Below are 21,411 nucleotides of genomic sequence, written 5' to 3' on the forward strand. Positions count from 1 at the left end.
CGAGGCCGCCGGCCGCCAGCAATCCGCCGGCGGCGTTTTTCTCAAAGCCTGCTTTGGCCAGCATCGGATAGGCCACGGTGCCGATCATCACGGTGGTGGCGACGCCGGAACCCGAGGGGCCGCCGAGCAGGAACGACGACAGCACGACCGTCCGTCCTGCGCTGTTCGGCTTGCCGCCCATCAGCGCCAGCGAGAAGTCGATGAAGAATTTCCCGGCGCCGGATTGCTGCAGGAATGCGCCGTAGATGGTGAACAGGATGATCAGCGTGGCCGACACATCGACCGCGACGCCGAAAATGCCTTCCAGGGTGATGAAGAGATGGCCCACCAGGCGGGACAAATCATAGCCACGGTGGGTCCACGGTGCCGGCAAATGCGGACCGAGCATCGCATAGGCGATGAAGAACAGCGACACCACGGGCATGATGGGTCCGGTCGTGCGCCGCGTCGCCTCGAGTAGCAGCACGATGAAGACAATGCCGACGATGACATCCAGGTGGTCGGGCGTGGTGGCGCGGTCGGTGAAATCCTCGCCGCCCCACAGCGCATAGACGATGGTTGCGACCGCAACGATGCCCGGCACGATGTCCCACCAGCGTACGCGGTTGCGAAACCGGGTAGCCAGCGGAAACAGCAGGAAGCTCAGCACCAGCGTGAAGGCGACATGGGTATAGCGAAGTTCCTGGGTCGGAACGATCGCGTAGGCGGCATAGAGGTGGAACAGGCTCATGACCACCGCGATCGTGGTCGAAATGCGTCCCGCCCAGCCCATCAGGCGGTTGGTCGCGCCTTCCTCAGCCTCAACGAAGGTTTCCGCTTTTTGCAGCGCCTCCTCGGAGATGGCGACGACGTCGTCATTGGGCGACGATTTGCCTGACGGTCGGCCTTCTGTGGTCATGCTTCCCCCGGTACGCTCTCTGTAGCCCGGCTGGATGGCCGGGTCTTGGGCGGCGCATTCATGCTGGTTTGGGGGAAGCGTTGCAAGGGGCATCGCGCCTGCGACTTTCGGATGATACATGCGGCGTATGCATCGGGCACTTCAGCCGGATTGGGTTGACCGCGGGCGCGCGTCCGGCCAATTTCCCGGCAAGGGGAATACTCATGAATTCCAGGTTGGCGGCTGCCGCATTCTTGGTCGGCGCCTGGCGCGCCGGCCTGTAATCCTTAGCCCGGATAAGCGAAGCTGTGATTTGGGAGCGCCAGGCCCCGGATTACGCTTCGCTTCATCCGGGCTACAACACGAATAGCAAGGGAGAAACCAATGGATCGGCTCAAGGGCAAAATCGCGATGGTGGTCGGCGCCGGCTCGATCGGGCCGGGCTGGGGCAATGGCAAGGCGACCGCCGTCACCTTTGCCCGCGAGGGTGCCAGCGTGTTCTGTGTCGACCGTAACGCGGCTGCCGCGGAAGAGACGGCCGGCATCATCACCGGCGAGGGCGGCAATGCGACCGCGTTCACCGCGGATGTCTCGCGTGCGGCCGACGTCGAGGCGATGGTCGCGGCATGCCTCAAGACATACGGCCGCATCGACGTAACAGACAACAATGTCGGCATCGCCGAGATGGGCAGCGTCGTCGAGGTGAGCGAAGCGGAATGGGACCGCGTGTTCGCCGTCAACCTCAAGAGCGCCTATCTTGCCATGAAGCACGTGATCCCCGTGATGCAGAAGCAGGGCGGCGGCTCGATCATCAACATCTCCTCGATTGCCTCGATCCGCCATCTCGGCATTTCCTACGTCACCTACGCCACCACCAAGGCGGCGATGAACCAGATGACGCGCACCACCGCGGTGCAGTTCGCGCGCGACCATGTGCGCGTGAATGCGATCCTGCCCGGTCTGATGAAGACGCCGATGGTGGCGCATTCCGCCGGCCTCGCCGCCAGCTATGCTGCCGGCGATGTGGACGAGATGTGGCGCGCTCGCGACGCGCAGGTGCCGATGGGCCACATGGGCGACGCCTGGGACGTCGCCAACGCCGCGCTGTTCCTGGCTTCGGACGAATCGAAATACGTCACAGGAATTGAACTCGTCGTCGACGGCGGCGTGACGCTGAAGGTGAGTTAGCGCGTGGTGCCGTAGGGTGGGCAAAGCGAAGCGTGCCCACCATCCACGTTCGGTGCAAGAAAGGTGGGCACGCTTCGCTTTGCCCACCCTACAAATTCCCGTTACGCCTGCGCGCTCAATTCCGCACGGTCGAGTTCTTCCTCGATCAGGTGAAACGCATCATCGCCGATCTCCTCGGATTCACGCAGCGTCAAGAGCGATTGCCGGGCGGCGCTGATCGCGCGGCGTCTTAAGGGGTCGGCGGGAAGCTCGCTCGAGGTGACGCCGCCGCTTGGATCGGTCTCCGCGCGCATCAGGAGCGCGCGGTACTCCAGCCTGAGGATTTCGGCCTCTTCGGACGGATCGCTGTCGATCTCCTCCAGCGCGGCGCGAAAGGCGATGGCGCGGGCGCGCGCTGCCTCGGCCGTCACCGGGTCGTCGTCCTTCAGACGCAGCGCCAGGATCAAAGGCCGCAGGGTCAAGCCCTGGATCACCAGCGTTCCAAATACCACAGAAAAGGCGGTCAGCAGGATCAGGTCGCGATACGGAAAATCTTCCGGCAATGCAAAAGCGGCCGCCAGCGTGACGATGCCGCGCATGCCGCACCAGGAAACGACGATGCCGCCCTTGACCGTCGGCGGCGGCGCGGCGCGGTGGGGATGAAACAGCCCCCACGCCACCAGCCGCCTGACGACGGCGCCATAGCTCATCACCCAGCCGATGCGCGCGAGGACGACGGCCGCCAGCGCGCTTGCGGCAAAGATGCAATATTCCACGCGCACGACCTCGTCGAGCCCGGCCCAGATCGGCTTGAGCTGCATGCCGATCAGCATGAAGGCGAGCACGTTGAGCACGAACACCACGGTCTCCCACACCGCGTAGGACGGCACGCGTAGTCGCGCCGGCGTCCGCGCCGGTGCAGTACGCGCCATGGTGATGGCGAAGACGACGATGGTGAGGATGCCGGACAGGCCGATCCGCTCGGCGATGATCCACGCCATGAACGTGCCGCCGAACTGGGTGATGATCGCGCTCGGCGCGTAAGCGATTCGGCGCGTCAGCAGCATCGAAAGCCGGGCGAAGAGATAGCCGGCGATCAGGCTGCCGATCACCGCCAGCACGAGCGACGGCGCAAATTCGCGCAGCTTCAGGTGTTCGACTGCCACAGTGCCAACGGCGACGCGATAGATCAGCAGCGCGCTGGCATCATTGAGCAGGCTTTCGCCCTCGAGGATCTTCAGCAGCCGATAGGGCAGCTTGACCTGGCGCAGGATCGCGACCGCGGCCGCCGCATCCGGCGGAGCGACGATGGCGCCCAATGCGATCGCCGCGGCCCATGGCATGTCCGGCCTCAGCCAATGCGCCACCAGCGCGACGGCGGCGGTCGTGGTGCCGACCGCAGCGAGCACCAGCATCGACACCGGCAACCAGTTGTTGCGGAGGTCGCGGAGCGACGTATCGAATGCGGCATCGAGCAGCACAGGTGCCACGAACAGCGCCAGCGCGAGGCCGGGTTCCAATGTCCAGGATGGCCCCGACGGCAGGAAGGTCAGGAGCACGCCGCCGACCGCAAGGAAGGTCGGATAAGGCACGTTGATCCGTCGCGCCACCGCCGACAGCGGAATGGCGACGAGCAGCAGGACGATGGTCCATTCGAAGGTTGACACGCGTCAAATTCCTGTTGGCAGTCATTGGCTAATCTAGCATGAGTTTGCGAGCCCATGAGCAAGCGCGGAAATCGCGACAAATCTCCCGCTGGTGCGGGGTACGCGTCGTTTGCTACCATTGGCTCGAGATCAAGAATTCCTACCGGACCAATCGATGCAATCCTGGCTCTTCATCCGACGCGTCATCGTCGCGTCGAGCCTTTGCATGGCGCTCGCCCAGCCTGCATTTGCAACCAGCGTAGAACCGCTCAAGGATGTGCAGGCCGATCCCGCGCCATGCCTCACTGCTGCCGGCGCTGACGATAACGATAAGGCCGTCGATCTCTGCACGGCGCTGATCGACAACGAAAACACCGCCAAGGCCGATCGCGTCAAGGCGCTGATCGCGCGCGGTGACGCCTATGCCCGCAAGGACATGGTCGACCGCGCGATCTCCGATTACGACGCCGTGCTGAGGCTGGATCCGACGCTCGCCGATAGCTTCAATGCGCGCGGCGAGCTCTGGCGCAAGAAGGGCGACCGGCCCAAGGCGCTCGCTGACTTCGGCGCAGCGATCAAGCTGAACCCGGATCACGCCGCGGCGCGCGCCAACTACAAGTCGCTGGCGCTGGAGCTCGAGCGCCTCGGCGCGCTGATGGCCGTCGCCGGCAAGCCGAGTTTCAATTGCGCCAAGGCGCGCCGCACGGTGGAGAGGGCCATCTGCGCCAGCCCTGATCTCGCCGACCTCGACCGCGAGATCTTTGCGGCAAATGCCAGGGCGGTCCGCGAGGCCGAGAATCCGCGTGCCGCCCGCGCCCTGCAGCGCGAGCAGGACGAATTCATCGCCCGCCGCAACGCCCAGTTCGGCCGTCCCGGCTATGACCTGCCGACGGCGATGAAGCGGCGGCTGCAGAAGCTAAACGGGGTCGACGGGTATTAGCTGCGGCCGCTGGCTGAATGGAGCGCTCTTTTCGGCTTGAATCGTGGCCGCTGTCCGTGACAATGCGGTCAAAGACGATGAACTAGCCGCTTGCGTCATGCCCGGCCTCGTGCCGGGCATCCACGTCCTTCCCGGCTGAGGAAGCAACGCGTGGATGGCCGGGACGAGCCCGGCCATGACGGGGAGAAAGACCGGGAGGAACGCCATGAACATTCACAACAGCCGCTATCACGAGATCCATGCACGCTCGCTGGCTGATCCCGATGGTTTCTGGAGCGAGGCGGCGCGGGAGATCGATTGGATCGAGCCGGCCAAGAAGGTTTTCGATCCCTCGCTCGGCGTCTATGGGCGCTGGTTCACCGGCGCCGTCGTCAACACCTGCTACAACGCGCTCGATCGCCACGTGCTCGGCGGCCGCGCCGACCAGGTCGCACTGATCCACGATTCCCCACTCACCGGCAGCATCACGAAATTCACCTATGCCGGGCTTCTGAAGGAAGTGCAGGCGCTCGCCGCGGTCATGCAGGATTTCGGCGTGACCAAGGGTGACCGCGTCATCCTCTATATGCCGATGGTGCCGGAAGCGGTGGTGGCGATGCTGGCCTGCGCGCGGATCGGCGCGGTGCACAGCGTGGTGTTCGGCGGTTTTGCCGCAAAGGAATTGGCCAGCCGCATCGACGATGCCAAGCCGAAGCTGATCTTTTCGGCGAGCTGCGGCATCGAGCCCGGCCGCATCGTGCAGTACAAGCCGCTGCTCGACGAGGCGATCAAGCTTGCCAGCGCCAAGCCGGAAGCCTGCATCATCCTGCAGCGTCCGCAGCATGGTTGCGAGCTCACCGCGGGCCGCGATCACGACTGGGCCAGCTTGAGCCGCGCCGCACTCGATGCCGGCAAGGCCGCGCCTTGCGTCCCGGTGCTCGCGACCGACCCGCTCTACATCCTCTACACCTCCGGCACGACGGGAATCCCGAAGGGCGTCGTGCGCGACAATGGCGGGCATCTCGTTGCGCTGAAATGGTCGATGTTCAACCTCTACGGCGTCAAGCCGGGCGAGGTCTGGTGGTGCGGCTCCGACATCGGCTGGGTGGTCGGCCACAGCTACATCGTTTATGGCCCGCTGTTCCATGGCGCGACCTCGATCATGTATGAAGGCAAGCCGATCGGCACGCCCGATGCCGGCGCGTTCTGGCGGGTGATCTCCGAGCACAAGGCGGTTGCGTTCTTCACCGCGCCGACTGCCTTCCGCGCCATCCGCAAGGAGGATCCGGAAGGCAAGTTCATCCGGCAATATGATCTGGCAAATTTCCGCACGCTCTTCCTCGCCGGCGAGCGCGCCGATCCGCCGACGGTGGAATGGGCGGAGGCACAATTGAAGGTACCGGTGGTCGACCATTGGTGGCAGACCGAGACCGGCTGGTGCATTGCCGGCAATCCGGTGGGGCTCGGCATGCTGCCGGTCAAGCATGGCTCGCCGACGGTGCCGATGCCGGGCTATCAGGTCGACGTGGTCGATGAAGCGGCAAGGCCGGTGCCCGCGGGCACCATGGGCTCGATCGTGATCAAGCTGCCGATGCCGCCCGCCTGCCTGCCGACGCTGTGGCAGCAGGATGAGCGCTTCAAGGAAGCCTACCTCTCCGAATTCCCCGGCTACTACAAAACGTCGGACGCCGGCTACAAGGATGAGGACGGCTATGTCTGGGTGATGGGGCGCACCGACGACATCATCAATGTTGCCGGTCACCGGCTCTCCACCGGCGGCATGGAGGAGATCCTGGCCTCGCATCCCGATGTCGCCGAATGCGCCGTGCTCGGCGTCAAGGATGCGATCAAGGGCGAAGTGCCCTGCGGTTTCCTGGTGCTGAAGGCCGGCGTCAGCCGCCCGCCCGCCGAGATCGAGAAGGAGATCGTGGCATTGGTGCGCGAAAAGCTCGGCCCGGTCGCCGCCTTCAGGCTCGCGATCACGGTCGGCCGCCTGCCGAAGACGCGCTCCGGAAAGATCCTCCGCGGCACCATCAAGAAGATCGCCGATGGCGAAAGCTGGACCATGCCGGCCACGATCGAGGACCCCAAGGTGCTCGACGAGATCGGCGACGCGCTGAAGGGAAGGGTGTGACGGTTGGATCGTCATGCCCGGGCTTGACCCGGGCATCCATCAAGATCAGAGAAGCCGCCATCTTTTCGATGGATTGCCGGGTCATCCCCGATCAGGTCGGGGACGGGCACACGGCAATGACGAAAGAGGGAAACCACGTATGCGACGTTACTTCGCCCGAGCCCATATCGCGCTGTTCCTAGTCGCGCCACTGCTCGTCGGCTGCCTCGAGCGGAGGACGGCGCCGCTGGCCGATGCCGCGGGTGACGACGACGCGTTCTGCCGCGCCAACAACGTCCAGCAGGGCTCGCCCGAATACGTCGCCTGCCGCAAGGACCGCGACGTCCAGCGGCAGAACGCCGAAGCGCGCGCCGACCGTCGTCAGCGCAATCTCGGCGAATACATGCTCAACAATCCGGTGAGGCCATAAGCAGAGGAGGAACGTCATGAACGAGGATGTCTTCAACGAAAGCCTGCGCCGATTCCTGAAGCGCGTCGGCATCACCTCCCAGCGCGAGATCGAAAAGGCCGTACGCGACGCGATCGAAGCCGGCCGCCTCAAGGGCAACGAGAAGCTGACGGCGAAAATGACGCTGACGATCGACGCCGTCGGGCTCAAGCACGAGGTGACGGAAGAAATCGCGCTCGGATGAAGCCAGCGAGCAGCTATGGAGGCCGCTCGAAGCAAGGCAGTTGAAATGGAGCCGGGCCTGTGCAAGCCTCGGGTTTTCTGAATTGATACTGTTTTTGGCCTTCGAACTACGGCGATGAGCGTGGAAATCGAGTTTCCGCTTGAATTCTTGGTGGCCGGAACTCCCGTTTCCCTATCCGCCAAGCGCCGGGAGTCAGTGGATCAATGGAAGGCGCGCGTTATTGATGCGACGCGAGCGGTCCTGCCGGAGGGGCATTTCGCGACGGAAGGCCCGGTCGCGGCAACATTGTTTTATTTCCCCGCTGCCGAGATGGCCGGTGATATCGACAACATTGTCAAGCCTGTGCTTGATGCATTGGGTAAGCATATCTACGTGGATGATCGGCAGGTCCATCGGGTTCTGGTTCAGAAGTTCGAACCTGGAAACGTCTTCGGATTTGGGACTCCTAGTCCGACCCTGCAGGACGCGCTAAATAGAACCAAGCCTATTTTATATGTTCGGTTGTCGAACGATCCATTCGAGGATCTGACATGACGAGTGTCCCTGGAAGCAGCGAAGCCGAAGTGATCGAAAGTCTTCTGCCCCGCTATCAGGCGGAGGGATTTGACGTCTACATAAACCCGTCTCCATCAATCCTTCCGCCCTTTATGCAAGAGTATAGGCCGGACGCCATCGCTCTCAGAAAGGATAAGAAGATCGCAATTGAAGTTGTCGGCTCAAACACAGGCTCCACTCAGAAGATAAAAACGCTGCAATCTCTGTTTGCCGATCGCGATGATTGGGAGCTCAGGGTGTTCTACGCGTCACCCGCAGTGTCCGGCAAATTGCTGGAGATCGCTTCGACTGCCGCAATCAACGAATCGATTCAGCGTGTCGTTGATTTGAGTAATGCCGGCCATTCGCTGGCCGCTCTCGTGATGGCATGGGCGACGCTTGAAGCCATCGGCCGAGCCTTGCTTCCGGATCAATTCCAGCGGCCGCAAACGCCTGCACGTCTCGTAGAGGTACTTGGGTCTGCGGGATATGTTACGCCGGAAGAAGCCGACAGGTTAAGGGCAGCGATTGTGGTCAGGAACGCAATAGTTCACGGTCAACTTGATTCCGAGGTTGGTCCGGAGTTGCTCAACGGCTTCGTTGCTGTCCTGAAGACATTGGCGAAGCTGCTGCCGGCCGAAAACAGATAGTGACCTCGATGCGCGGTCATGCGTTACCGCTACGACTGAATCGCAACGCCGTTTGCCGTGATACTTTTGCAACGGTGTGACTCAATCACGCCATGTCTCGTCTGATTTGATCCGCATCAAATCCTTCACCGTCCCGCTTCTGGTCTGAGAGAGGCAACGCGCGACTTTCCGCGCGGACTTGGCGATGGGAAGACTTGGCGATGGGGAATTTGATGAGGACAAGAACAATTTTGACGGCGTCGCTCGTGCTTGCGGCGGCGTTCGGTGGGGCTGCCATGTCGGCGCAGGCTGCGGATCTGGCGCCGGTCTACAAGGCGAAGGCACCGCCGCCGGTGGAGACCTTCAACCCCTGGATGATCCGTCTGCGCGCGCTCGGCGTGCTGCCGGATGCGGGCGGCAGCTCGGTTAACGTCTTCGGCGTTCCGGGCCTGTCGTCACCGAATTCGGGGCTCTCGATTAGCGATCAGGTCATCCCGGAGCTCGACATCACCTATTTCTTCACCGAGAATTTAGCCGCCGAACTCATCCTTGGCGCGACCAGGCATCACATCAGCGGTACCGGGGCGCTCAACGGGCTCGACATCGGTAAGGCCTGGCTGTTGCCGCCGACGCTGACCCTGCAATATCACTTCACCGGGCTTGGCGCGTTCAAGCCGTATATCGGTGCCGGCATCAACTACACCGTGTTCTTCAACCAGTCCGCGGCCAATACGCCGGTCGGCGGTCTTGCGGTGACGGATCTGCACATCAGCAACCAGGTCGGCGCCGCGGTCCAGTTCGGCTTCGACTACATGCTCGACCGCCACTGGGGCCTCAACGTCGACGTGAAGAAGCTGTGGCTGCGGCCGGACTACTCGGCAACCGTCAACAACGCAATTCCAGTCACCGGGCGCGCCAATATCGATCCGTGGCTGGTGGGCGGCGGCGTCGTCTACAAGTTCTGACGCCGCGGGGGACGGCGGCGCCGGGAGCCGGGCTCCGGCGCCGCTGGCCGCCTTGGTGCTGAGCCAGCATGAGATGACGGACCAGATCGAATTGCGCTAGAGCATGATCCGGAAAAGTGGAAACCGGTTTTCCCTCGCGACAAACGCGAAGCGTTTGCGCGGAGATCATGCTCAAATTAAGAGATGAGATCATTCCCATCTCAGCGCGCGCCGCGGAAAGCATCACATGGACATCAAGGTTAGGGATTCAAACGGCGCGCCGCTCGCCGAAGGCGACAGCGTCACGCTGATCAAGGACCTGAAGCTGAAAGGCTCGTCCACGGTCTTGAAGCGCGGCACGGTGATCAAGAACATCCACCTCACCGATAACGAGGACGAAATCGAGGGCCGCACCGACAAGGTCAAGGGCCTGGTCCTGCGCACGGAGTTCTTGAAGAAGGCGTGAGGGCGGCCATCCGCCGTCATCACCCGCCACCGGGTCGCGGCTGCTGCATCACTCCAACAAAAACGCGGCGGGTTGATCCGCCGCGTTTCGCATGCCTCGTACCGAATGCGAGGCAGCCTTATTCTTCCTGCTCTTCTTTCTTGCCGCCGATCGTCTTCAGCTTGGCGAACACGGCGTCGACGTTGAGGTCGTCGCCCTTTCTCTCGGCGGGCTCGAACTCCGGCTCCTTCCGCGTGGTCTCGGAGGCCGGCAGCAGCGTGGCGCCACCATAGGTGGCGGTGGCGGGCTTCTCCTTGGCGGCGCGCTGCACCTCGAAGTCGAGCTCGATCTGCGAGCACAGGCCGAGCGTCACCGGGTCCATCGGGGTCAGCGTCGAGGTATTCCAGTGGGTGCGGTCGCGGACGCTGGCGATCGTGGTCTTGGTGGTTCCGACCAGCCGCATGATCTGGGCGTCCTTCAGTTCGGGATGGTTGCGGACCAGCCACAGGATCGCGCTCGGCCGCTCATGGCGGCGCGACACCGGCGTATAGCGCGGGCCCTTGCGCTTGGCGGCGGCCGGCAGCACCACCTTGCTCTCGCCGAGCCTGAGGCGATAGTTGGGGTCCCTTTCGCCCTTTTCGATCTCGTCGCGGCTCAATTGGCCGGTCGAGATCGGGTCCATGCCCTTGATGCCCTGGGCGGCGTCGCCGTCCGCGATGGCGCGGACCTCCAACGGGTGCATCTTGGTGAAATCGGCGACCTGGTCGAAGGTCAGCGCGGTATTATCGAGGAGCCAGACGGCGGTCGCCTTGGGCATCAGAGGTGCGTTGCTCATGGCAAATCTCCTTTGTGCTTCGCCCACCTCTTTGGAGGCGAAACCGGGGGTCATCAGCGATGACGGGAATCAAGCCCTATATAATCCTTCGGGTACCGGTGGCGCAATGGTTCTGCTAGAGTGCCTTGACACCGTCCGAAACCCAGCCCAAGTCGGGCTAAAGTCCTTACCCAACTGACCGTTCCCTGCCCGCCGGCAAGGGGTGATTCGGTCGCGAGATCGCTCCATGCCAGCCAAACCAGACCTGAGAATCGTGCTTTGTTCGCCACGCGGCTTTTGTGCCGGGGTGGTCCGGGCCATCGACACCGTGGAACGGGCGCTGATGATCTACGGCGCCCCGGTTTATGTCCGGCACGAGATCGTCCACAATAAATATGTCGTGGACGGCCTGAAGAAGAAGGGCGCGATTTTCGTCGAGGAACTGGCCGAAATCCCCGCGAATACCACCGCACCGGTGGTTTTTTCCGCTCATGGGGTTCCAAAGTCGGTTCCGGCGGATGCGCAGGCACGCCATTTGTTCTCGCTGGACGCCACCTGTCCGCTGGTCACCAAGGTGCACCGGGAAGCCGCGATCCATTTCAAGCGTGGCCGCGAGATCCTCCTGATCGGGCATTCCCACCACCCGGAGGTGGTCGGCACGCTCGGCCAGTTGCCTGCGGGCGCCGTGACCCTGATCGAGACCGCCGAGGACGCCAAGACCTTCACCCCGAAGGATCCCAACAACCTCGCCTTTGTGACCCAGACCACGCTGTCGATCGACGATACCGCCGAGATCGTCGCGCTGCTCAAGGAGCGCTTCCCGAACGTCAACGGGCCGCACAAGGAAGACATCTGCTATGCCACCACCAACCGCCAGCTCGCGGTGAAGAAGGTGGCTCCGGTGGTCGATGCGCTGATCGTGGTCGGCGCGCCGAACTCCTCCAACTCGCAGCGCCTGCGCGAGGTCGCCGAGCGCGAGGGCTGCCCGATCGCGGTGCTGGCGCAGCGTGCCAGCGACATCGACTGGGATCGCTTTGAGGGCATCAGCAGCCTCGGCATCACGGCCGGCGCCTCCGCGCCGGAAGTGATCGTCGAAGAGATCATGGACGCGTTCGCCGAGCGCTTTGAATTGCATGTCGAGACCGTCTCGGCCGCGGAAGAAAACGAGTTCTTCCCGCTGCCGCGCTCGCTGCGTCCTGAAGCCGCCGCCGAGTAGTCGTTTATGGCGGTCTACACCGACGTCGCCGCCGAAGAGCTAGCGGAATTCCTTAGAGGTTACGACATCGGCGATCTCCTCTCCTACAAGGGGATCGCCGAGGGCGTCGAGAACTCGAACTTCCTGCTGCACACGAGCTGCGGCTCGTTCATCCTGACGCTCTACGAGAAGCGCGTGGCGGAGGATGACCTTCCGTATTTCCTGTCGCTGATGGCGCATCTCGCCGAGCGCGGCGTGAGCTGCCCGCAGCCGGCGCGAAACCGCAAGGGCGAGGTCTTTAGCCGGCTCGCGGGGCGGCCGGCGGCGGTCATCAATTTCCTCGAAGGCATGTGGCCGCGGCGGCCGAATGTCGGACATTGCGGCGCCGTCGGCGAGGCGCTGGCGAAGATGCATCTTGCCGGGCTCGATTTCCCGATGTTCCGCCAGAACCCGCTCTCGGTTGCCGGCTGGCGGCCGCTGTTCGATCTTGCCGGCGCGCGCGCCGACAGCGTGCAGGCGGGCCTGCGCGATTTCGTCGAGCGCGAGCTTGGCTATCTCGAGGCGAATTGGCCGGCCGATCTGCCGGTCGGCGTCATCCATGCCGATCTGTTTCCGGACAACGTGTTCTTCCTCGGCGACAGACTGTCGGGGCTGATCGACTTCCCGTTCTCCTGCAACGACATCCTGGCTTATGACGTGGCGATCTGCCTCAATGCCTGGTGCTTCGAGCCGGACCATTCCTTCAACGCGACGAAAGCGCGCGCGCTCCTCAATGCATATGGCCGGGCGCGGCCGTTGTCGGAAGGAGAGCAGGCGGCGCTGCCGCTGCTCGCGCGCGGCGCCGCGCTGCGCTTCCTGCTGACGCGTTTGGTCGATTTCCTCAACGTGCCGCCAGGTGCGCTGGTGAAGCCCAAGGACCCGCTGGAATATGTGCGCAAGCTGCGCTTCCAGCAGAGCGTGAAGACGCTCAGCGATTACGGCGTGACGCAGGCGGGGTGCGTGGCGTGAGCGAAAAGCCGCATGTGACTGTTTTCACCGACGGCGCCTGCTCGGGCAATCCCGGCCCGGGCGGCTGGGGCGCGATACTGAAATTCGGCGACGTCGAGAAGGAATTGAAGGGCGGCGAGGCCCATACCACCAACAACCGCATGGAATTGATGGCGGCGATTTCGGCGCTGGAGGCGCTGAAGAAGCCCTGCGTGGTCGATCTCACCACCGACAGCCAATATGTCCGCCAGGGCATCACCGCCTGGATCTTCGGCTGGAAGAAGAACGGCTGGCGTACTGCCGACAAGAAGCCGGTGAAGAATGTCGAGCTATGGCAGCGGCTCGATGCCGCGCTGAAGCCGCACGAGGTGCGCTGGCACTGGATCAAGGGCCACGCCGGCCACGCCGAAAACGAGCGCGCCGACCAGCTCGCCCGCGAAGGCGTCGCCATGGCGCGGCTGAAGGAAAAAGTCGGCGGTTCGTAGTTGGTAGGGTGGGCAAAGCGCAGCGTGCCCACCATCCACGTTCGGTGCAAAAAACGGTGGGCACGCTTCGCTTTGCCCACCCTACGGCCTCTCCGTCGTCGTCCGTCATTGCGAGCGAAGCGAAGCAATCCATTTCGCCGCTTGCTGAGGCGTGGATTGCTTCGTCGCTACGCTCCTCGCAATGACGGGGGGAAGCTTAGAGCTGCGCCAGCAGCGTGTCGCCGCCGGAGACCTCGACCTTGCCCGGGGCCGGTTCGAGGTTGAGCTTCTTCACCACGCCGTCCTCGACCAGCATCGAATAGCGCTTGGAGCGGATGCCGAGCCCGTTGCCGGAGGCATCGAGCTCCATGCCGATCGCCTTGGTGAAATCGGCGTTGCCGTCGGCGAGGAACAGCGCCTCGTCGCGCTGGTCGGTGTCGCGCTTCCAGGCGTTCATGACGAAGGCATCGTTGACCGAGACGATCGCGATGGTGTCGACGCCCTTGTCCTTGATGGCGTAGGCGTTGAGGAAGATGCTCGGCAGATGCATCTTGTGGCAGGTGCCGGTGTAGGCGCCGGGCACTGCGAACAGCGCCACCTTCTTGCCCTTGAAGACATCATCGGTGGTCCGCACCTGCGGACCTTCCTCGGTCATCACGCGAAACTTGGCATCCGGCAGCTTGCCGCCAACTTGGATCGTCATCGTCCAGTCTCCCTGAATGAGCTGATGTTTTGTAGACCGTGCAGCTTGCGGGCACAATATTCGCGAGCGTCAAAACCGCAACGGCCGCGCGCCTTCACCGTTCCGTCATCATCCGGAAAATCCGCCTTCGTCCAGGAAGGCCTGCTCTTCGGGCGTGGTCGCGCGCCGCAGGATGCGGTTGCGGTGAGGAAAGCGGCCGAACCGCCGGATGATATCGGCGTGCCCCTCCGCATATTCGAGCTGCTCCGTATTGCCGATGTTCCGGAACAGCTCGATGCAGCGGATCTGGTCGGGCAGATGCTCCGAATGCATGAAGGGCATGTAGAGGAATTCGAGCAGGTCGGGGTCGATCCGCGCATCCACCCCGCGGTCGATGGCCCGATGCGCCACCTCCCGCGCCAGCGCGTCGCTTGAATAGGTCAGCGCGTCGCCGCGGAACATGTTGCGGGGAAACTGATCGAGAATGATGACGAGCGCCAGCGCCCCGTCGTCGATCATCTCCCATGACGACAACTCGCCGCCCGCCGCCTTCCGCCAGAGCTCGAGATAGCGGTCGCGTATTTCCGCATCGAACGCATCGTCGCCCGCGTACCAGCGATCGGGGCCGGCCGCGCGCCAGAACGCCAGGATCTCGCCCGGCGTGACATCGCGAACGTCAATCATGGTCCGAACGTCCGCTGGCGCGCGAATTCAGGCCGCAGCCGCCGGCTTCTTCTCGTCGCGCAATTCGCGGCGCAGGATCTTTCCGACATTGGTCTTCGGCAGCTCGGTCCTGAACTCGATCTGCTTCGGCACCTTGTAGTTGGTGAGCTGGGTGCCGCAGAACTTGATGATCTCCTCGGCGGTGAGGCTCGGGTCCTTGCGGACGATGAAGGCTTTGACCGCCTCGCTGGTCTTGGCGTCGGCCACACCGATCACGGCGCATTCGAGCACGCCCGGATGGCTCGCGATCACTTCCTCGATCTCGTTCGGATAGACGTTGAAGCCGGAGACCAGGATCATGTCCTTCTTGCGGTCGACGATCTTGGTGTAGCCGTTCTCGTCCATCACCCCGATGTCGCCGGTGCGGAAATAGCCGTCCGCGGTCATCACCCGCGCGGTCTCGTCCGGCCGGTTCCAGTAGCCCGACATCACCTGCGGGCCCTTGGCGCAGATCTCGCCGGCCTGTCCGAGCGGCAGTTCATTGCCGTCATCGTCGCGGATCGAGAGATAAGTCGAAGGCACCGGCAGGCCGATCGAGCCGGAGAACTTGTCGGTGTCGGCGGGGTTGCAGGTCAGCGTCGGCGAGGTCTCGGACAAGCCGTAGCCTTCCGACAGCGCGCAGCCGGTCACCGCCAGCCATTTCTCGGCCACCGGCTTTTGCGTGGCCATGCCGCCGCCGAAGGAGGTCTTGAGCTTGGAGAAGTCGAGCTTGTCGAAGCCGGGTGTGTTCAACAAGCCGTTGTAGAGCGTGTTGACGGCGGGAAAGCTGTTGATCTGGTATTTCGCGAGCTCCTTGACGAAGCCGGGCAGATCGCGCGGGTTCGGGATCAGGAGGTTGACGCCGCCGGCGCGCACCGCCAGCAGATAGCAGGCGGTCAGCGCGAAGATGTGGTAGAGCGGCAGCGCGCAGACGATGAAGAGCTGGTCGACATGCGGCGGCTTCTTGATCGCCGGCTGCAGCCAGGCGTCGTTCTGCAGCACGTTGGCGACGATGTTGCGGTGGAGCAGGGTGGCTCCCTTGGAGACGCCGGTGGTGCCGCCGGTATATTGCAGGAAGGCGACGTCATCGGGCGTGATCCTGGGCCGGTTGAGCTTCATGCCCCGGCCTGCGGCGACAGCAGTGTTGAATGCGACGGCGCGCGGGATCGAGAACGGCGGCACCATCTTCTTCACCCGGCGCACCACCAGATTGACGATCACGCCCTTGAAGCCAAGCAGGTCGCCCATGCTGCCGACGATGACGTGCTTGACCGAGGTCTTGCCCAGCACCTGCTGCACGGTGGCAGCGAAATTCTCCAGAACGATGATGGCTTCTGCGCCGGAATCCTTGAGCTGGTGCTCGAGCTCGCGCGGGGTGTAGAGCGGGTTGACGTTGACGGCGGCGTATCCGGCACGCAGCACGGCGGCGGTCGAGATCGGATATTGCAGCACGTTCGGCATCATCAGCGCGACGCGCGCGCCCTTTTGCAGGCCGAGGCTCTGCAGATAGGCGCCGAGCGCGGTCGACATCTCGTCGAGCTCGCGATAGGTGATCGCCTTGTCCATGCAGATGAAGGCCTTGCGGTCGGCGAACTTCGCAAAGCTTTCCTCGAGCAGCTCAACCAGCGATGAGTATTGCGTGACGTCGATGTCGGCGGGCACGCCGGCCGGGTAGTACTTGAGCCAGATGCGCTCCATGGAAATCCCCTCTCCTCGTCCCCGGACCGTGGCCCGGACTGCCTTCTTTTTGGCAGTATTGGGCTAGCCGGCGGCCGATGGCAAGCCGCCCGCGCCCGTTCGACGCATCAGCAAATCGGGGGATGTTGCGGCGCGGTTAACTGGCCGGCTTGCCGTCGTTCTTCGGCTTGGCCGCCGCCTTCGGCTTCGCCGGCTTGGCGGCCGGTTTGTCGCCCGCGGTGGCCGCGGGCTTCTCCGAAGGCTTTGCGGCAGCGCCGTCAGACTTGGCATTGGCGTGCCGGACCGCGGCCGGCTTCGCCGCTGGCTTGGCCTCCGGCTTTGCAGCCTGCTTGGTATCCGCCTTGGTATCTACCTTGGCCTGCTTTGCAGCCGGCTTGGCGTCGGATTTGCCATCCGATTTGGCGTCGGCAGACGCGTCCGACTTCTTGGCCGCGACATGCGTCTTCTTCTTGCGCGGCTTTGGCGTGTCCTTCTCGGTGTCCGCCGCGACCGCGGCGATCAAAGCCGCACCCGTCCGGGTCGGGCCGGTATAGACCACGACCGGCTCGGACGGCTCCGCCGGCTGCGCCAGCAAGTCGGCGGGCTTGAAGATCGGCGGCGGCAGGTTGGCGGCGAAGAAGGTCGCGCCGGTCTCGCCGCTGCTGCTGGTGCTGCTGCTGGCGACGGTGTCCTCGTCCTCATCACTTGCGGGCCGCTTGCGCTTGGGGCCGCACATCTCATCGCGCAGGTTCGGCGGCGTAGCGTCGATCGGCGCCAGACTCTCGACTGTGCCCAGCGAAGGGCGGAGCCAGGACAGGTTGTTATTGGCAAAACCGCGATCGAGCAGTTGCGCCGCGCGCACCGCGCGCATCCGGCCCGACGAGGCGCCGAGCACCACCGCGATCAGCCGCTTGCCGTCGCGCGTCGCCGACGCCACGAGGTTGTAGCCGGAGGCGCAGATAAAGCCGGTCTTGAAACCGTCGGCGCCGGGATAGCGGCCGATCAGGCGGTTGAAGTTCTGCGTGGTCCGGCGGCCGAAGCGGATCGAGGGGATGTGCACGAAATATTCGTATTCGGGAAGATCGCGGATGATGGCGCGGGCGAGGATCGCAAGGTCACGTGCGGAGGTGATCTGGCCGTCCGCCGGCAGCCCGTTCGGATTGACGTAGCTCGTCTGCGTCATGCCGAGCTTCTGCGCGGTCTCGTTCATCATCGCGGAGAAGCCGTCGATCGATCCGCCGACGCCTTCGGCGAGCACGACCGCCATGTCGTTGGCCGACTTCACCAGCATCATCTTCAGCGCATTGTCGACGGTGACCTGCGTGCCCGGACGGAAACCCATCTTCGACGGCGACTGCGAGGCCGCCGTCGGCGAGACCGTGAGCAGCGTGTCGAGCGAGATGCGGCCGTCCTTCACCGCCTTCAACGACACATAGGCTGTCATCAGCTTGGTGACCGATGCGGGATACCAAGGCATGGTCGCGTTGTCGGCCTGCAGCACCTTTCCGCTATCGGCTTCCACCACCAGCAGCGCCTCCGCCTTGGTCGCGCGCGGCGCAAGCGCGAGGGCCGCGGCGGCGACGAAGAGGAGAAGCGATCGGCGAAGCAGCGGGCGAAGAAGGTGCACTATCCTGGTCCGGTCCTGATTGAAGACCCGCCTTGAACAAACGCCTTGGCCAAGGTGGGCTTTCAGATGTGACGTTCCGGTTTCAAGCGTGTCCGGCGCCGGCCAATTTTGCGGCGGTGCAAACCCTATACCGGGTCGCTTTTGGAGAACAGAGGCCGGGTTATTTAATCGTGGACGAAATCGGCCGAATTTCGACAATTCCGCGGCCGGTGAAGCGCGGCCTATTCCGCCTGCAGGCTTGCTCGCGCGTTCTCCTGGACCATGAATTGGGCCCGCGCGAGATCGGCAAAACGGCCGCCTTTTGCGACGAGTTCATCGAAAGTTCCGCTTTCGATCACCCTGCCGTTGTCGAACATCAGGATGCGGGTGGCGTGGCGGATGGTGGAGAGGCGATGCGCGATCACGAAGGTGGTGCGGCCTTTCATCACTTCATCGAGAGCGGCGTTGACCTTGGCCTCGGTGACGGCATCCAGCGCGCTGGTGGCCTCGTCCAGGATCAGGATCGGCGGGTCCTTGAGCAGCGCGCGGGCGATCGACAGGCGCTGCCGCTCGCCGCCCGACAGCATGCGGCCGCGCTCGCCGGCATGGGTGTCGAATCCCTTCTCGCTGCGCTCGATGAATTCCAGCGCCTGCGCCCGCGCCGCGGCCGTGCGAAGTTCCTCGTCGGTGGCATCAGGTTTGCCGACGCGCAGGTTCTCGGCGAGCGAGCGGTTGAACAACAGCGCCTCCTGGAACACCACGCCGATGTTCCTGCGCAGCGCGGTCAGCTTCAGCGCGCGGATATCCATGCCGTCGATCTTGATGATGCCCGACTGCGGATCGAAGGCGCGGTGCAGCAGCGCGATCGCGGTCGACTTGCCGGCGCCGGTCGAGCCGACCAGCGCGATGGTCTGGCCAGGCAGCGCGGTGAAGGTCAGATCCTCCACCGCCGGACGCTTGCCGTCGTAGGAGAAGGAGACGTCGTTGAATTCGATGAGGCCCGACAGCCGGCCTGCATCCATCGCGCCGGGACGGTCGCGCACCGCCGGCACCGCGTCCAGCACGTTGAAAAATTCCTTCAAGCGCGGCGCTTCCATGAACACGTTGTTGATGAAGCCCACCACCTGCTCGAGCTTCTGGATCAGCATGGTCGCGAAGGAGACGAACATCACGATCTCGCCGACCGAGGTCAGTCCTTGCTGGTTCAGCACGATGCCGACCGTGAAGATCGCAAGCACGGTGATGGTGGTGGAGGCGCGCGTGATCACAGTCACCAGCGCCCACCACGACAACACGGGCATTTGCGCGGCGAGCAGCTTGTCGGCGACGAAGCGCAGGCCCTGCACTTCCGAGTCGATGCGGACGAAGCTCTGCACCAGCGCGACATTGCCGAGCGCGTCGGAGGCGCGCGCGGAGAGATCGCTGTAGTGCTCCTCGACCTCGCTCTGCATGCCGTAGGTCTTGCGTACCACCAGCGTGGTCAGCACGGTGAAGACGACGCAGAGCGCGAACAGGAGGATCGCGAGTCGCCAGTTGATGTAGAGCGAGAGCGGCAACAGCACGACCAGCGACAGGATCGCGGCAAAATGCTCGCGGAAGAAGCCGAGCCAGAGCCGCCACAGCGCGTCCGTGCCGTTCAGCATCACTTTCATCAGCCGTCCCGAATGGGTGCCGGTGTGAAAGGTCAATGGCAGTTGCAGGATGTGCTCGAAATAATCAGTCAAAACCGCCTGCCGCTGGCGATGCGCGAGCCGGTCGGCATGCAGCGCCACGATGGCGCTACACCCGATCGTGAACAGGCCGAACGCGACCCAGGCCGCGAGCAGCGGCCATGGCGAGGTGGACGCGATCAGTCCGGTGACCGGCTTGCCCGAGAGCACGTCGACGATCTTGCCGAACAGCACCGGCTCGGCGAATTGCGCGCAGGCGAGCAAGAGATTGGCGCCGGCCAGGATCCAGCCGAGCCGCGCCTCCTTGCCGAGCAATTCGAGCACGCGAACATAAAGACGAAGCAGCGACATGCCGCCATTCTAATCCGGGATTACGTGCAAGAACCAGAGCGCGATGCTCTTTCCCGCCGTTTCTCCACGTCATTGCGAGCGGAGCGAAGTAATCCATATCTCCGCTTGCGGAGGCGTGGATTGCTTCGTCGCTGTCGCTCCTCGCAATGACGGGCGCGGCGCTACTCTTGCTCAATTCACCACGCGCGCGTCGGCCGGCGGCAGGAATGCGTCATCGAAAATATCCGCCGCGGTCGGCCGCTTCTGGAATTTGAAATCCTCCGCGATCTGGTCGATCGACCGCTCGAACCTGACCGTATCGATGCCGCCGAGGCCGTGCTGCTTCACTTCCGCGGTGAGGATGTTGTCGCCGATGATGGCGCGCAGCCGCTCGGATTCCAGTTCGCGTGAGCCGGCATCCATGCGGCTCACCACTTCGGTGACCGCTCGTGCGGGTTCCTTGATCGCAAGATGTGTTCCCGTGATCACCGCCCGCATAAAGCCCTTCACGGCCTCGGGCTTGGCGGCTGCCAAGTTCGGGTTGACGATCAGCGCGGCGCCATAGGCCTCGCAGCCGTAGTCGGCGAAGCGCAGCACTGCGAGATCGTCCGCCGGCACGCCGCGATCGCGCAGGTTGATCGCCGACAGATAGGAGAAGCCGGTGACCGCGTCGACCTGTCCCGCCGACAGCATCGGCTCGCGGACCGCGGCGCTGATGCTGTTCTGCTTCACGCTTTGCGGCTTGATGCCGTTCTGCCTGGCGACCGCGGGCCACAGCCGGATCGAGAGATCGCCTTCGGCGACGCCGAGATTCTTGCCCTCGATATCGGAGAGCGCACGGATGCCGCGGCTCCTGCGCGCGATGATGGCGTAGGGCGCGTGGTTGAACAGCACGAAGATCGCCTTGACCGGTGCGGCGCCATTCCGGTCGCGCGCGCGGATCAGCGTGTTGATGTCGACCAGCGCGAAATCGCTCATCCCCGCGCTGACGCGCCCGATCGCGTCCTGCGATCCGCCCGCGATGTTGGTGGTGACCGCAAGCCCCTCCGCGCCGAACGATCCGCCGACGCCTGCCATCACGAAGGGCGACACCGCCGCGTCGATCGGGCGGTCGAGCGTAAGCTGGATCGTGATCGGCTGCTTGGCGACGCCTGCGCTCTGCGCGCGGCTTGCGCGAGAGCACAGGCTGGCGCCGAGGCCGATTGCAAGGCCCAGGAAATCGCGGCGGGTGGAAGTTGAGGTTACGCGCATGATGACGTCAGGAGACGCGAGACAATCTGTCGCGCTGGGTATGTCTGTTTCGTGACACCGAACGCGCGTTTTCGCCCGTTCAGCGGTGCCATTCTGCCGCTTCTAA

Annotated in this window: 21 protein-coding genes; 12 read left to right on the top strand and 9 right to left on the bottom strand. The window is 63.9% G+C overall.

Annotation, left to right across the window (positions count from 1 at the left end; all coding sequences use genetic code 11):
• The coding region (locus CWO89_RS04380) for a TRAP transporter permease (protein ID WP_130577440.1) at window positions 1–898 on the bottom strand (898 nt) is incomplete at its 3' end.
• A gap of 363 nt (window positions 899–1,261) precedes the next feature.
• Here CWO89_RS04380 and CWO89_RS04385 point away from each other — a divergent pair.
• Entirely contained in the window at window positions 1,262–2,065 is an 804-nt protein-coding gene (locus tag CWO89_RS04385) for an SDR family NAD(P)-dependent oxidoreductase (RefSeq protein ID WP_130577441.1), read from the top strand.
• A gap of 101 nt (window positions 2,066–2,166) precedes the next feature.
• On the opposite strand, the gene CWO89_RS04390 is transcribed toward CWO89_RS04385, so the two are convergent.
• Complete coding sequence (locus CWO89_RS04390; RefSeq protein WP_130577442.1) at window positions 2,167–3,711, bottom strand: cation:proton antiporter; 1,545 nt, start codon at window positions 3,709–3,711, stop codon at window positions 2,167–2,169.
• Window positions 3,712–3,916: 205 nt separating this feature from the next.
• On the opposite strand from CWO89_RS04390, the gene CWO89_RS04395 reads away from it, so the two are divergent.
• The 8 genes from CWO89_RS04395 to CWO89_RS04430 all read left to right on the top strand — a co-directional run bounded on the left by CWO89_RS04395 (window position 3,917) and on the right by CWO89_RS04430 (window position 9,948).
• A complete protein-coding gene (locus CWO89_RS04395; RefSeq protein WP_165421005.1) occupies window positions 3,917–4,630 on the top strand; it encodes a tetratricopeptide repeat protein in 714 nt (237 codons plus the stop codon).
• A gap of 205 nt (window positions 4,631–4,835) precedes the next feature.
• Entirely contained in the window at window positions 4,836–6,743 is a 1,908-nt protein-coding gene (locus CWO89_RS04400; RefSeq protein ID WP_130577444.1) for a propionyl-CoA synthetase, read from the top strand.
• A 139-nt stretch (window positions 6,744–6,882) separates the two neighbouring features.
• Complete coding sequence (locus CWO89_RS04405; protein WP_130577445.1) at window positions 6,883–7,152, top strand: hypothetical protein; 270 nt, start codon at window positions 6,883–6,885, stop codon at window positions 7,150–7,152.
• Between the two features lie 16 nt (window positions 7,153–7,168).
• Window positions 7,169–7,375 carry a DUF6494 family protein gene (locus CWO89_RS04410; RefSeq protein ID WP_130577446.1) on the top strand — a complete coding sequence of 69 codons (207 nt, stop codon included), beginning with the start codon at window positions 7,169–7,171 and terminating at the stop codon, window positions 7,373–7,375.
• 114 nt (window positions 7,376–7,489) lie between these two features.
• Window positions 7,490–7,909 carry a RusA family crossover junction endodeoxyribonuclease gene (locus tag CWO89_RS04415; RefSeq protein WP_130577447.1) on the top strand — a complete coding sequence of 140 codons (420 nt, stop codon included), beginning with the start codon at window positions 7,490–7,492 and terminating at the stop codon, window positions 7,907–7,909.
• Window positions 7,906–8,559: a hypothetical protein gene (locus CWO89_RS04420; RefSeq protein WP_130577448.1), complete on the top strand. Its 654-nt coding sequence runs from the start codon at window positions 7,906–7,908 to the stop codon at window positions 8,557–8,559. The genes CWO89_RS04415 and CWO89_RS04420 overlap by 4 nt, the downstream gene beginning before the upstream one ends.
• Window positions 8,560–8,771: 212 nt before the next feature.
• Window positions 8,772–9,503 carry an OmpW/AlkL family protein gene (locus CWO89_RS04425; protein WP_165420996.1) on the top strand — a complete coding sequence of 244 codons (732 nt, stop codon included), beginning with the start codon at window positions 8,772–8,774 and terminating at the stop codon, window positions 9,501–9,503.
• A 226-nt stretch (window positions 9,504–9,729) separates the two neighbouring features.
• Window positions 9,730–9,948: an alkylphosphonate utilization protein gene (locus CWO89_RS04430; RefSeq protein WP_130577450.1), complete on the top strand. Its 219-nt coding sequence runs from the start codon at window positions 9,730–9,732 to the stop codon at window positions 9,946–9,948.
• 118 nt (window positions 9,949–10,066) lie between these two features.
• Here CWO89_RS04430 and CWO89_RS04435 read toward each other — a convergent pair whose 3' ends face one another.
• Complete coding sequence (locus CWO89_RS04435) at window positions 10,067–10,762, bottom strand: DUF1013 domain-containing protein (protein ID WP_165420997.1); 696 nt, start codon at window positions 10,760–10,762, stop codon at window positions 10,067–10,069.
• Window positions 10,763–10,988: 226 nt separating this feature from the next.
• On the opposite strand from CWO89_RS04435, the gene ispH reads away from it, so the two are divergent.
• From ispH to rnhA, 3 genes are read left to right on the top strand one after another with little or no spacing between them, the layout of a single operon-like run.
• A complete protein-coding gene (ispH, locus tag CWO89_RS04440; RefSeq protein ID WP_130577452.1) occupies window positions 10,989–11,957 on the top strand; it encodes a 4-hydroxy-3-methylbut-2-enyl diphosphate reductase in 969 nt (322 codons plus the stop codon).
• A gap of 6 nt (window positions 11,958–11,963) precedes the next feature.
• A complete protein-coding gene (locus CWO89_RS04445; protein ID WP_130577453.1) occupies window positions 11,964–12,944 on the top strand; it encodes a homoserine kinase in 981 nt (326 codons plus the stop codon).
• On the top strand, window positions 12,941–13,408 hold the full coding sequence (gene rnhA / locus CWO89_RS04450) for a ribonuclease HI (protein ID WP_130577454.1): 468 nt from the start codon (window positions 12,941–12,943) through the stop codon (window positions 13,406–13,408). The genes CWO89_RS04445 and rnhA overlap by 4 nt, the downstream gene beginning before the upstream one ends.
• 196 nt (window positions 13,409–13,604) lie before the next feature.
• Here the strand turns inward: rnhA and CWO89_RS04455 are convergent, their stop codons facing one another.
• The 6 genes from CWO89_RS04455 to CWO89_RS04480 form a co-directional block, all read right to left on the bottom strand.
• On the bottom strand, window positions 13,605–14,090 hold the full coding sequence (locus tag CWO89_RS04455; protein WP_028168672.1) for a peroxiredoxin: 486 nt from the start codon (window positions 14,088–14,090) through the stop codon (window positions 13,605–13,607).
• A 108-nt stretch (window positions 14,091–14,198) separates the two neighbouring features.
• On the bottom strand, window positions 14,199–14,753 hold the full coding sequence (locus tag CWO89_RS04460) for a DUF924 family protein (RefSeq protein ID WP_130577455.1): 555 nt from the start codon (window positions 14,751–14,753) through the stop codon (window positions 14,199–14,201).
• Window positions 14,754–14,780: 27 nt separating this feature from the next.
• Window positions 14,781–16,469, bottom strand: a complete 1,689-nt coding sequence (locus CWO89_RS04465) for a long-chain fatty acid--CoA ligase (protein ID WP_130577456.1) — start codon at window positions 16,467–16,469, stop codon at window positions 14,781–14,783.
• 136 nt (window positions 16,470–16,605) lie between these two features.
• A complete protein-coding gene (locus CWO89_RS04470) occupies window positions 16,606–18,075 on the bottom strand; it encodes a D-alanyl-D-alanine carboxypeptidase family protein (RefSeq protein ID WP_130577457.1) in 1,470 nt (489 codons plus the stop codon).
• 221 nt (window positions 18,076–18,296) lie between these two features.
• Window positions 18,297–20,075, bottom strand: coding sequence for a glucan ABC transporter ATP-binding protein/ permease (locus CWO89_RS04475; RefSeq protein ID WP_130577458.1), 1,779 nt, complete (start codon window positions 20,073–20,075; stop codon window positions 18,297–18,299).
• 171 nt (window positions 20,076–20,246) lie between these two features.
• Window positions 20,247–21,305 (bottom strand): ABC transporter substrate-binding protein, encoded by a 1,059-nt coding sequence (locus tag CWO89_RS04480; protein ID WP_130577459.1) that lies wholly within the window; start codon window positions 21,303–21,305, stop codon window positions 20,247–20,249.
• Window positions 21,306–21,411 lie beyond the last annotated feature (106 nt).

The sequence above is a fragment of the Bradyrhizobium sp. Leo170 genome (assembly GCF_004296405.1).
Classification (GTDB): Bacteria; Pseudomonadota; Alphaproteobacteria; order Rhizobiales; family Xanthobacteraceae; genus Bradyrhizobium.